9 protein-coding genes are annotated in these 11,792 nt (G+C 66.3%); 2 read left to right on the forward strand and 7 right to left on the reverse strand.

Annotation, left to right across the window (positions count from 1 at the left end; translation table 11 throughout):
* Positions 1–137: 137 nt before the first annotated feature.
* Entirely contained in the window at positions 138–1,343 is a 1,206-nt protein-coding gene (gene moeA / locus ACZY1I_RS00030) for a molybdopterin molybdotransferase MoeA (protein ID WP_463753422.1), read from the reverse strand.
* 70 nt (positions 1,344–1,413) lie between these two features.
* Complete coding sequence (locus tag ACZY1I_RS00035) at positions 1,414–2,343, reverse strand: SDR family NAD(P)-dependent oxidoreductase (protein WP_463752248.1); 930 nt, start codon at positions 2,341–2,343, stop codon at positions 1,414–1,416.
* A gap of 86 nt (positions 2,344–2,429) precedes the next feature.
* On the opposite strand from ACZY1I_RS00035, the gene ACZY1I_RS00040 reads away from it, so the two are divergent.
* Positions 2,430–3,875: a flavin-containing monooxygenase gene (locus ACZY1I_RS00040; protein WP_463752249.1), complete on the forward strand. Its 1,446-nt coding sequence runs from the start codon at positions 2,430–2,432 to the stop codon at positions 3,873–3,875.
* Here the strand turns inward: ACZY1I_RS00040 and ACZY1I_RS00045 are convergent.
* On the reverse strand, positions 3,872–4,942 hold the full coding sequence (locus ACZY1I_RS00045; RefSeq protein ID WP_463752251.1) for an alpha/beta hydrolase: 1,071 nt from the start codon (positions 4,940–4,942) through the stop codon (positions 3,872–3,874). The genes ACZY1I_RS00040 and ACZY1I_RS00045 overlap by 4 nt on opposite strands.
* Before the next feature lie 6 nt (positions 4,943–4,948).
* Positions 4,949–6,514 (reverse strand): FAD-dependent monooxygenase, encoded by a 1,566-nt coding sequence (locus tag ACZY1I_RS00050; protein ID WP_463752253.1) that lies wholly within the window; start codon positions 6,512–6,514, stop codon positions 4,949–4,951.
* Between the two features lie 459 nt (positions 6,515–6,973).
* On the opposite strand from ACZY1I_RS00050, the gene groL reads away from it, so the two are divergent.
* Complete coding sequence (groL, locus tag ACZY1I_RS00055; RefSeq protein ID WP_463752255.1) at positions 6,974–8,599, forward strand: chaperonin GroEL; 1,626 nt, start codon at positions 6,974–6,976, stop codon at positions 8,597–8,599.
* Between the two features lie 86 nt (positions 8,600–8,685).
* On the opposite strand, the gene ACZY1I_RS00060 is transcribed toward groL, so the two are convergent.
* The 3 genes from ACZY1I_RS00060 to ACZY1I_RS00070 form a co-directional block, all read right to left on the reverse strand.
* On the reverse strand, positions 8,686–9,093 hold the full coding sequence (locus ACZY1I_RS00060) for a DUF4189 domain-containing protein (protein WP_463752257.1): 408 nt from the start codon (positions 9,091–9,093) through the stop codon (positions 8,686–8,688).
* A 309-nt stretch (positions 9,094–9,402) separates the two neighbouring features.
* The gene (locus ACZY1I_RS00065; protein WP_463752259.1) at positions 9,403–10,014 is read right to left on the reverse strand and encodes an Rv1733c family protein; all 612 of its coding nucleotides are present in this window, start codon (positions 10,012–10,014) and stop codon (positions 9,403–9,405) included.
* 143 nt (positions 10,015–10,157) lie between these two features.
* Positions 10,158–11,681, reverse strand: a complete 1,524-nt coding sequence (locus ACZY1I_RS00070) for a PucR family transcriptional regulator (RefSeq protein ID WP_463752263.1) — start codon at positions 11,679–11,681, stop codon at positions 10,158–10,160.
* Between the last annotated feature and the right edge of the window lie 111 nt (positions 11,682–11,792).

Genomic DNA, 11,792 nt, shown 5'->3' on the forward strand with positions numbered 1-11,792 from the left:
CGCTTGCGATCGCCACTAACGCTAGGTGGTGGCGACCCGCTGCGCCCGGCAAAGAGCGCCGCGCTTGCGATCGCCACTAACGCTAGGTGGTGGCGACCCGCTGCGCCCGGCAAAGAGCGCCGCGCTTGCGATCGCCACTAAGACAGATCCCACACCTGCAGTTCGGTTCCGGCCGCGACCTCCACGACGTCTTCCGGAATATCCAGCAGCCCATTGGCCGAGGCCAACCAGCGCAGATGGTGCGACGCGGGCGGGCCGTAACTGGTAACACGGCCGGCCCCGGCGTCTAGCACCGCGCGGCGGAATTGCCGCTTGCCCCGCGGCGATGTGACGGCCTCGGCGAGCACTGCGCTCCGGTGAGGCCGGTGCGGATTCGGCAGCCCCATCGCTGTGCGGAGCGCTGGCCGGATGAACACCTCGAAGGAGACCAACGCGCTGACCGGGTTGCCCGGCAGCGTGACGATGGGCGTGCCGGCCACTCGTCCTGCGCCTTGTGGCATGCCTGGTTGCATCGCCACCTTGACGAATTCCACCCCCTGGTCACCCTCGCGACCGAAGGCATCCTTGACCACCTCATATGCACCGGCGCTGACGCCGCCGCTGGTGATGATCAGATCGGCGTCGGCAGCGTATCCGTCGAGCAGCGCGCTGAACTGCTCGACGTCGTCCTCGGCGGTCTCGGTGGCGACGACATCGGCGCCGGCCTCGCGAACGGCCGCGGCGAGCATGATCGAGTTGGACTCGTAGATCTGCCCGGGCTGCAGTGCGGTGCCCGGCGTCACCAACTCTGATCCCGTCGAGATCACCAGCACCCGCTGCCGCGGGATGACCGGCAACCCGGCCAGGCCCAACGCGGCGGCCAGTCCGAGTGACGCGGGAGTCACCTGCTGACCCCGGCGCAGCACGACTGTGCCGGCCGCGACGTCTTCGCCGGCACGGCGGATGTGCTGGCCGAGACTCGAAGGCTTCCGGATCTGCACGGAGGCGACGCCGCCGTCGGTAGCTTCGACCGGCACGATAGCCGTCGCGCCGGCCGGCGTCGGCGCGCCCGTCATGATCCGGTGTGCGGTGCCCGCCTGCAGGCGAAGCTCGTCGATGCGTCCGGCCGGAATGTCCTCGGCGACCGGCAACACGACCGGGTCGTCGGGCGTCGCGGTGGCAACGTCGTCGGCGAGGACCGCGTAACCGTCCATGGCGGAGTTGTCGAAGACGGGCAGCGAGAGCGGCGCCACCACGTCGTCGGCGAGCGTTAGGCCGAGGGCTTCGGCCAGCGGGACGGTGCCGGCGGGACGGGCCCGGATCAGCCCCGCCACGACGCGCTGATGTTCGTCTACTGATCGCAAGGCGGGCGGCACCCGGCCATTATCGGCCCCTCAGCTTGGGGCGCGGACCGCGCGTCGTTGCCCGGGCCGATCAGACAGGAAATTTGACGCCGGTGAGTTCCTCGGAGACGTCCCACAGCCGGCGTTGCAGGTCCGCGTCGTGCGACTGTCCGCTCGATTTCACCAGCTTGGGATTGCCGCGTTGCTCGCCGAATCCGTCGGGGCCGTAATACTGCCCGCCCTTGGCGGTCGGATCGGTGGCCGCGCGCAGGGTCGGTAACGCACCACTTTCCGGGCTTTGGAAGAGCAGGGGACCCAGCACTGCCTTGAGCGGCTGGAAGATGCCCGGCAGGTTGCGCGCCAGTTCGGTGTTGGACCCGCCGGGATGCGCGGCGAGGGCAACGGTGGGCGCCGCCGCGGCAGCGAGTCGGCGCTGCAATTCGTAGGTGAACAGCAGATTGGCGAGCTTGGACTGACCGTAGGCGCCGATCCTGCTGTAGCTGCGCTCCCATTGCAGATCGTCGAAATGGATGGCCGCGCGCAGTTGGTGGCCGAGGCTGCTGACGGTCACCACACGAGAACCCCGCACCGGAGTCAGGTGGTCGAGCAGCAGCCCGGTGAACGCGAAGTGGCCGAGGTGGTTGGTGCCGAACTGCAATTCGAAGCCGTCCGCGGTGACCTGCTTGGGCGTCCACATCACCCCGGCGTTGTTGATCAGCAGATCGATCCGCGGATAGCTGGCGCGCAACGCACGGGCAGCCTGGCGCGCCGAGTCCAGCGAGCTCAGGTCGAGTTCGGCGAGTGTGACGTCGGCTCTCGGATTGGCGCCGACGATGCGCGCCAGCGCCGCGTTGCCCTTCTCCGGGTTGCGCACCGCCAGCACCACATGCGCGCCGCGGGCGGCCAGGGCGGCTGCGGTGTGGTAGCCGATGCCGGTGTTCGCGCCGGTGATGATGACCGTGCGGCCGGTTTGATCAGGGATGTCGGTCGACGACCAGTCTCGGCTGTCTATTGAGCCCATGGCCCGAACATACCTACGCGAGGTCCGCTCGTTATTCGAGCGGCCGGTCGTACAGTTGAGAACGTGATTACCGTTTTGCGGGAAGCATGATGCCGGCAAAGCCGACGGTCGGGGTGATCGGGGCGGGAGCCGGTGGCATTGCGATGGGAATCGAGCTGGCAGCCGGCGGCTATGACTTCATGATCTTCGACCGCGCTGACGGTTTCGGTGGGACCTGGCGGCACAACACATTTCCGGGCGCGGCCTGTGACGTGCCGTCGCACCTGTACTCGTACTCATTTGCGCCCAACCCGCGCTGGAGCAAGACGTACGCGAACCAGCCCGAAATCCTCGCTTACCTGGAGAAGGTTGCCGCCGACCATGGGTTGAACGCTCATCTGCGGGCAGGGACGGCGGTGACCACGGTGCGGTGGTCGGATGAGCGACGGCGCTGGACGCTGCGTACCGGCAGCGGAGACGCCCACGAATTCGACGTGGTGGTGAGTGCCGTCGGGATGCTCGATGTGCCCCACATCCCCGACATTGCGGGTGCCGACCGGTTTCGCGGCAGGCAATTCCATTCGGCCCGCTGGGATCACGGCAAGCCGATCGCGGGAGAGCGGGTCGCGGCAATCGGCACCGGTGCCAGCGCGGTGCAGTACGTGCCGGCAATAGCCCGGGAGGCGGCGCATCTGACCGTCTTCCAGCGCACCCCGATCTGGATCGCGCCGCGTTTCGACTTCCCATTCACCCCGGAACAACACGAATTGTTCGAGCGCAACCCGGCGGAGGCGCAGAAGCTGCGCGATGAGGCCTTCGACTCTTATGAATCATCCGATTTCGACACGGACGCGACCCAGACCCGCGAGGCCACCGAACTGGCCCGCAGCTATCTGATGCGCAAAGTGGCCGACCCCGAGTTGCGCGCCAAGCTGACACCGGACTACCCGGTTGGCTGCAAACGTCCGCTGCAGTCGCGGGAGTGGTACCCCACCTTCTCGCTGCCGCACGTAGCGCTGGAGACGACCCCGATCGCCGAGCTGACCGAACACGGCGTGCGCACGGTCGACGGCGTGGAGCATCGCGTCGACACGGTTGTCTACGGCACCGGGTTCAAAGCCGCCGACTACCTGGCCAGCATCGACGTCTTCGGCGCGGGCGGGCGGCGTCTGAGCGACGACTGGACCGACGGCGCCGAGGCCTACCTGGGCACGCTGGTGGCGGGGTATCCGAACCTGTTTACGCTGTACGGCCCCAACACGAACGGGGTCAACTCGATCCTCTATATCCACGAGGCGCAGACCACCTTCATCCGTCACATCCTCGACGAGATGGGCAGCCATGCGGCGCGGACGGTCGAGGTGACCCAGGCCGCTCAGCGCCGCTACAACGATGAGATCCAGGCCGCCATGACGGGCAAGGTCTGGCTGTCGAACTGCAACAGCTACTACCGGCACTCCAGCGGCAAGGTCGTCACGCAGCTGCCGTACAGCGGCCGCACCTTCTACGAACGGACCCGCACAATGACCCCGGGCGACTTTGAGATGCGTTAGCGCGATTCCTGCAGGGCGCCGCTGAACGCGTTGCGCAGCCAGCCGATGATTATCGGCACCACCTCGGCGGCCTTGCTCATCGCTACGTGCCCGGTGCCCTCGATGAGGTGTACTTCGGTGTTGGGGCGGCCTTCGAAGACCAGCGTGTCCGACTGCGGAATGAAGTAGTCGTCGGCGCCGTTGACCACCAACATCGCTGAATTGCGTTGCTGAGCAAGCAGATCCCGACGGTTCAACCGCTGCAGTCCATCGCTGAGCTGCTCCAGGTTGGGGGAGTGGTCCCAGTGCATGGCGTTGCCGATGATGTCGTGCATGCCGAAGGGAAGCTGCGCGGCGTGCTCGGGGTCGAATGAGTCGATGACCGGACCTCCGAGGTCGACGGCGGCGTCAACGATCCCGGCCAGCCCGGACATAGCGGCGAAGTTCCCGCCGAACGATGCCCCGAAGTGCGCGACCTGGCCGTTGCCGAGCGTACGGGCGTAGTCGGCGATGCCGCGGATCACCTCGTCGGCGTGGTCGTCGAGCGGTATCGCGGTTTCGCCGGTACCCGGGTGATCGAAGGCCAGAGTCGTCGCACCGACGTGCTGGGTGAACCGGACCCACCACGGGTTGAAGTCCATCTTCCAGGTGTCCACCCCTCCGCTGGAGATCAGCACCGGCCGTGCCCCGTAGTCGCCGTCGGTGGAGTACAGGTGGATAGGCACCTCGACGGCGCCGCCCCGATAGGCGACCGTGATGATGCGGCGTTCGAAGGCCACCGGAAATTCCTTGGCCGCCAACTGGAATTGCTCGAGTTGGTTGGCCAGGGCGTGCACCCGAGCCTGGTCGGTGAGGCACGGGAACTTCGCGCAACCGTAGGCGAGCGACGCTAGGTAGTGGTCGCCACGATCGGCGTATTCCCCGGCCAGCCTCGACCACTCACGGACCCACCCGCCGGGTGCGTCGGCCCACATGTCAGTGGTGGCGGCCCGCACTCGCTCGATGTCCTCGAGCGGAATGCCGAACTTCTCGAACTGGTGGGTGCGGTCGACGAACATGTCGGCGGCAGCGACGTCGTAGGTGTACATGGCAGTTCAGCTCCCAATCTTGGCGAAGTAGTCGGTAACCGTGGTGGTGTCGTCGAGGGCGGCGACGGCACCGATGTAACCGTCCGGGCGGATCACGACCCGCCCGCCGTTCTTGAGCCCGAATCGTTGTGCGACAGCGCCGTTCGGGTCGGCGATGACGGCGTCGTACCCGGCGACCGGCGCGTCGTGCGCGCTGACCAGGACTTGGACCTGACCGGGGCCGCCGGCTGCGGGTGCCACCTGGTCGGCGGCGACAGTGAGCACGGTGTGTCCGGGGTTTCCCGCTCCGCATGCGGCACGCAGTTGCTTCTGCAGCTCCACGTCGACGAGGTGCGGAAGGTGGTCACCGGCGGCGATCTTGGCGCGTCGCGGACGAGAGCCCACCGCGATCGGGCTCTTCCGATAGTTGATGTTGACCTCCTCGGCGTTGTCGGCCATCAACCGGCCGACCGGCGGGATGAGCGACATCACCCGGATCACCATGTCGCGGATCCGGCGCGGAACTCCGGACAGCGTGCCGGCCCGGGTAAGTCGATCGCTGAACGCGATGACCAGGTCGGAGACCGGGAGGCGCTCGGCTTCATAGCTGTTGAGCAGCGTGTCTCCGGCCTCGCCATTGACTACCGCGGCCAGCTTCCAGGCCAGGTTGAACGCATCCTGCATGCCGGTGTTCATGCCCTGGCCGCCGGCCGGGCTGTGGATGTGCGCGGCGTCGCCGGCCAGGAAGACCCGACCCCACCGGTAGGCGGACACGCGGGCGTGGTGGATCTCGAAGCTGGTCAACCAGTGTGAGTGAAGTATCCGGATGCCGCCGACCCGGCGGTCGACGACGGCCTGGAGTTCGACCTGGGTCGGGTGCATGTTGAGCGGTGTTCCGGGTGCGTCGTGCACCTGGGCCATCAACCGCATCCGGCCATCCCGCATTGGCAGCACGATGACCGGCCCGTCGGTGGAGAAGAAGGTGTGCATGGACTCGCGGTCCAGGGAGTGCTCGCAGTCGACGTCGCCGAGCAGGAAGCGCTCACCCTCGAAACTGCCGACGAGCTTGGTGCCGACCATTTTGCGCACCGTGCTGCGTCCGCCGTCGGCCCCGATCACCCAACTGGCGTCGACGTTTTCGGTGGACCCGTCCAGGTGGCGCAACGTCAGGTGCGTCGCGTCGTCGTCCTGGCTCAAAGCGACCAGTTCGACGCCGCGTTCAACGGTGATGCCGAGGGCCTGCGCGTGCTCACCCAGCACCCGCTCCGTTTCGGTCTGGGCCGTGCTCAGCGTGAAGGGAAAGGCGCTGTCGACTCCGCCGAGTGGGACGCGAAACAGTTTGCTGTCCCCGGCATACAACTGCATCGCCGTGGCTTTGATCCCGGTGCTCAGCATCGCGTCAGCGATGCCCATCCGGTCAAGCATGTCCAGGCTGCGGGCGTGAACGGCGATCGCGCGGGACTGGTCGGTGGGTTGCGCCAGCTTGTCGAAGATCCGCACCCGCACACCGCGCCGGGCTAGTCCGGCGGCGGCGACCAGGCCGACGGGTCCGGCGCCGATAACGATGACCTGGGAGTCGAAGGTGCTGCTCACTGCCTTCTCCTTGTTTCACGTACCGTTGAAACTTAACGAGTCTCACGTTACGTTGAAACAAGTCTCAACGCAAGAGGAGTTTCATGCTGCGTTGAAACAAGCTTGCCGCGCGCCGGGAATTCGCCGAAGGCGGTTGCGCCGGTGCCACGATGCGAGGCATGGCGCGCGTTCGAACCCCTCACGTCGATGGCAGAAGACGAGGCGGTCGCTGCGATTGCACCCAACTTGCAGCGCTACGTCGACGGTGCGGGGGGTGGGCGTTCTTGCACTCGGCATAGGCGAGTGCTAAGAATGACATTGGCACTCGGCATAGGCGAGTGCTAGGTCGGGACGGTGAGATCGAGGCGCAAAACGCTGTGATCGTCCGTCGCGGGCACTGCGCCCGGCCAGCGTAAGTAGTGGGTGACCCACCCATGCGGTCACCCCGTGCCATCCCCAATCCGGAGGAATCACTTCGCAATGGCCAAGACAATTGCGTACGACGAAGAGGCCCGTCGCGGCCTCGAGCGGGGTCTCAACGCCCTCGCCGACGCGGTAAAGGTGACGTTGGGCCCCAAGGGTCGCAACGTCGTACTGGAGAAGAAGTGGGGCGCTCCCACGATCACCAACGATGGTGTTTCCATCGCCAAGGAGATCGAGCTGGAGGACCCGTACGAGAAGATCGGCGCCGAGCTGGTCAAGGAAGTTGCCAAGAAGACCGACGACGTTGCCGGTGACGGCACCACGACGGCCACTGTGTTGGCTCAGGCGCTGGTCAAGGAAGGCCTGCGCAACGTTGCAGCCGGCGCCAACCCGCTCGGTCTGAAGCGTGGCATCGAGAAGGCCGTCGAGAAGGTCACAGAGACCCTGCTCGCTTCGGCCAAGGACGTCGAGACCAAGGAGCAGATCGCGGCCACCGCGGGCATCTCCGCGGGCGACCAGTCGATCGGCGACCTGATCGCCGAGGCAATGGACAAGGTCGGCAACGAGGGCGTCATCACCGTCGAGGAGTCCAACACCTTCGGCCTGCAGCTCGAGCTCACCGAGGGCATGCGGTTCGACAAGGGCTACATCTCGGGTTACTTCGTTACCGACGCCGAGCGTCAGGAAGCGGTCCTCGAGGACCCGTTCATCCTGCTGGTCAGCTCCAAGATCTCGACCGTCAAGGACCTGCTCCCGTTGCTGGAGAAGGTCATTCAGGGCGGCAAGCCGCTTCTGATCATCGCCGAGGACGTCGAGGGTGAGGCGCTGTCCACCCTGGTTGTGAACAAGATCCGCGGCACCTTCAAGTCGGTGGCTGTTAAGGCCCCCGGCTTCGGTGACCGTCGCAAGGCGATGCTGCAGGACATGGCCATCCTCACCGGTGGTCAGGTCATCAGCGAAGAGGTCGGCCTCTCTCTCGAGACCGCAGACATCTCGCTGCTGGGCAAGGCTCGCAAGGTCGTCATCACCAAGGACGAGACGACCATCGTCGAGGGTGCCGGTGACCCCGACACCATCGCCGGTCGGGTCGCCCAGATCCGCGCCGAGATCGAGAACAGCGACTCCGACTACGACCGCGAGAAGCTGCAGGAGCGCCTGGCCAAGCTGGCCGGCGGTGTTGCGGTGATCAAGGCCGGAGCTGCCACCGAGGTGGAGCTCAAGGAGCGCAAGCACCGCATCGAGGACGCAGTTCGCAACGCCAAGGCTGCCGTCGAAGAGGGCATCGTCGCCGGTGGCGGCGTGGCTCTGCTTCAGGCTGCCCCGTCGCTGGAGGGCCTCGGCCTCACCGGTGACGAGGCGACCGGCGCGAACATCGTCCGCGTCGCACTCGAGGCTCCGCTGAAGCAGATCGCCTTCAACTCCGGGCTAGAGCCCGGCGTGGTGGCCGAGAAGGTTCGCAACGCGCCTGCCGGTACCGGCCTCAACGCCGCCACCGGTGAGTACGAGGACCTGCTCAAGGCCGGCGTTGCCGACCCGGTCAAGGTGACCCGTTCGGCGCTGCAGAACGCGGCGTCCATCGCGGCCCTGTTCCTGACGACCGAGGCCGTCGTCGCCGACAAGCCGGAGAAGGCGGCCGCACCTGCGGGCGACCCGACCGGTGGCATGGGCGGTATGGACTTCTAAGTCCCAATCACGAGAAGAGCCCGGCCCCCCACAAGGGGCCGGGCTTTTTCGTATCGCCTGTGAGCTTCGGCGAGCGGTGCGGGTACCTAGTTGCAGGCCCAGTGGATGACCTGGCCGCCGCCCAAGCGCGATATGGCATGTTGTTCGGCCATGCTGCGGGAAAGGCCGATGCCGCCGTGATATCTCACGCCATCATGGGCGACCGCGCCGCAACGGGTGAAGGTACTGACGATCTTGCAGGTGTCAGCGCCGCACCTTTCCAGGGCCTGTCGCTGGGCCCCCAGCTTGGACAGATGGCGCCGTGCAGTGCCCTTGGATCCATCCTCGCCATATGCGATGGCGCCGTAGTGAGTGATCAACGGCGGCAAGTTCGGCGGGTCGGCAGTCCTGGGGGTCTGTGCGCTCGCCGCCTGCATCGGTGCGACCACCATCGCGCCGGCAGCCATCAAGCTCCCGAGCACCATCGCGACGCGACCTCGTTGTCGGGTCACCATTTTATGAACTCCTCTCATGTGGGGTACCTAATTTGCCGTGCATGCCTGTCTGATGCTCATCGCGGTGTCCTTTCTCGTGGAGGGGTTGTCGCCAGGGGCGGGCCGGCGAACAGCAACCGCCCCTGACGACTGGTTGGCCCTGGCGAGGGCGGAGTTTCGGAAGTCTCAGGCCAGTCCGTCAACAGTCATTGGCGCTGCTAACTCAATGGTGGTGGCGTTGGGCGCCGCGAGGCTTGCCGGAACCGAACAACGGCGGAGCTCATCATTGTCGCCAGCCGACAACGCCTGCCCGGCAAACCTTGCGACGCGCTAAGGCCGACTCATCCGTCCGCTGTCGTGTATCAACTCGGGTCGCCAGCGGGCACTCCTGGCTCGGTTGAGCAGTACTCGGCCACCGGCGAACGCGAGCGCCGCGGCGACTGTCACGTTCAACCAGATCGCAGTTGCCACAAAGACCGCTTCCCGCGCCGGAGACATGCGCGGCGGGCCGGCGTAGGAGCCGTCCTGGTGGACCGAGACCTCGATCGAGGCACCAGGTTTCGGCGCCGAGCGTTCCGTGAGCAATTGAGTGTGTTGGGCTCCGGCGGCGAACCATCGGGCTTCAACCCTGGTGGGATCACTGCGGCGCGGAGAGTCGATCACGGTTGCGGTAACCGTGGTCAGGTTCTGGGCTCGCTCAGCGTGCGAGCGGGTCCGCGAGTCATAGATCGCGGTGCCCGCCGCACCCGCGATAGGTACGGCCAGTAGCGCCACCATGACGGTCAACGCCAGAGCCAGCGCTTCGATTCGGTCGCTGAAACGGATCAGCGGATTGCGGCCGAAAAGCACGGACAGCCAACGCGGCGGCTTGAGGGTGAAGGTCTCCATCGCGGTGCTGTCAACTGGGTCCCGCCGTCGCGAATGAGCTTGCGGGGTAGTCATCGGGGCTCCTGTCGTGCGGACGCTGAGTTTGCGGCTCTGAGGTTGGGCAACCTCCAGGGTGGCCTTTCAACCCGCATCCGGCTTTGCCGAAGTCGCACAACCGTGCCGCTGCGCGTTGTCGCGATTCGACAGCGCGCTGACGATCAATCGGTGTCGCTTGCCGCTAGCTGGATCATCATGGCCAACCGCTTCTTCGCGTCGTCCAACGCCAGGTTGGTGACCTCGGCCATCTTGCGCATCCGGTATCGAACAGTGTTTTCATGCAGTCCCAATCGTTCGCCGGCCTGCGCGGGGTCCCCTTGGGCCGCCAACCACGCCCGCAACGTCGACACGTAATCGGTCCCGTTGGCGTTGTCGTGGCGAAGCAATTCAGCTACTGGCCCGCGGTCCGGGTGCCGACCGGCTCGCGAGGCGATGCGCAACCGTTGCAGCAGGATGTCATCCCACGATTCGTCGTACACCGGCGTCGTGACCCGGATGGACGCGTCGTGTAGTGCCAGGCACTCGTCGGCCTCCTGACGGGCGGCAGGTAGGTCGGATAGCCGGGCTTCCCCGCTGATGCCGGCCACCATTGTCATACCGTCGGGCAGCGCGGCCCGCAGGCCGGTGACCCAACCACGGGCCGTCGCTACTTCGCCACCCGAGAGCAGCGTGTACACCGTGCTGCCCACCAAGGCGCTGCGGCCCGGTCGCGACCAGCCGAACCCAGTGGTGACCCGTTCGAATGCCACCAGCAGTGCGGCATCGCGGTCAGCGCCGAAGGACGCTTGCAGCGCGATTACCCGAAGTGGACCGTGTGGCAGTCCTAACTTGCTGGTCACGGTGGCGGCGTCGGCGGTGCCCTCCAGGAGCCGGATGACTAGTTCGGATTCGACCTGGCGCTCAAGATCTGCACTGGCGCGTGAACGCAGCAGGTGCAGGGCCACCGTGTGTGCGCTGTCGGCCAGGGCGACGCGCGCGGCGCCGCCTAACGGAGCAGGACACGCCACCCATACCGACCCCATGAGTTCCCGACCGGAACGCACCGCCACCACCATGCGACCGGTCAGGCCGTACTCGCCGGCGGCGGGAATGAACAACGGTTCGTCGGACACCGCTAGGTGCGAGAAGACCCCGTCAGTTTCGAAAAACGCCCTTAGCCGCTCGGGTGTCTGCCGGGCCAGGATGGTCTGTACCCGTGCGGGGTCCGCGTGCTGTTGCAGGCGTGAATAGGCCAGCACTTGCAATAAGCGGTCGTGTATGACCACCGCACTTCCGATCGCGTCCGCCAGGCTGTCGGTCAGCGCGAACAGGTCGGTGGGTCCTCGGCCGGACTCAGTCTCGCGGCCTTCCAGCACTAGTCCGTAGACGACGGCAGCCAGCTCGCTCCACGAAAGTGCCTCGTCGACGACCATCAACGCTCCGACCGGGGCGCCATCGTCGACTGTCACCGGTGTCCCGTTGTCGCGGATCAGCACGACCACTGCTCTAGCTGCCGCGGCCCATTGCAGTGCTTCGTCAGCCGAGTCGGCGCCGATGGCCAGTAGTACGTCGCCCGTTACCGGGCCGGCAGCGGCGGTTTCATGGACTACCACACTGCGCAGTTCTGCCGATCTGGGAACCGATGACCACCGCAGACGAACCCCGTAACTGCCCAGTACATTCATCAAGCGGTCCAGAGTGATCACACGCCGCTCCCCGTCTGTCGACTACAGCGTAGTAAGCAGCGTCCCGCCGGGATATCGGTGGCGACCGCGAGTCGTAGACACGAGTGCGCCGGCAACCGCGTCGGTAGGTTC

The sequence above is a fragment of the Mycobacterium sp. IDUB_37 genome, from assembly GCF_055419245.1.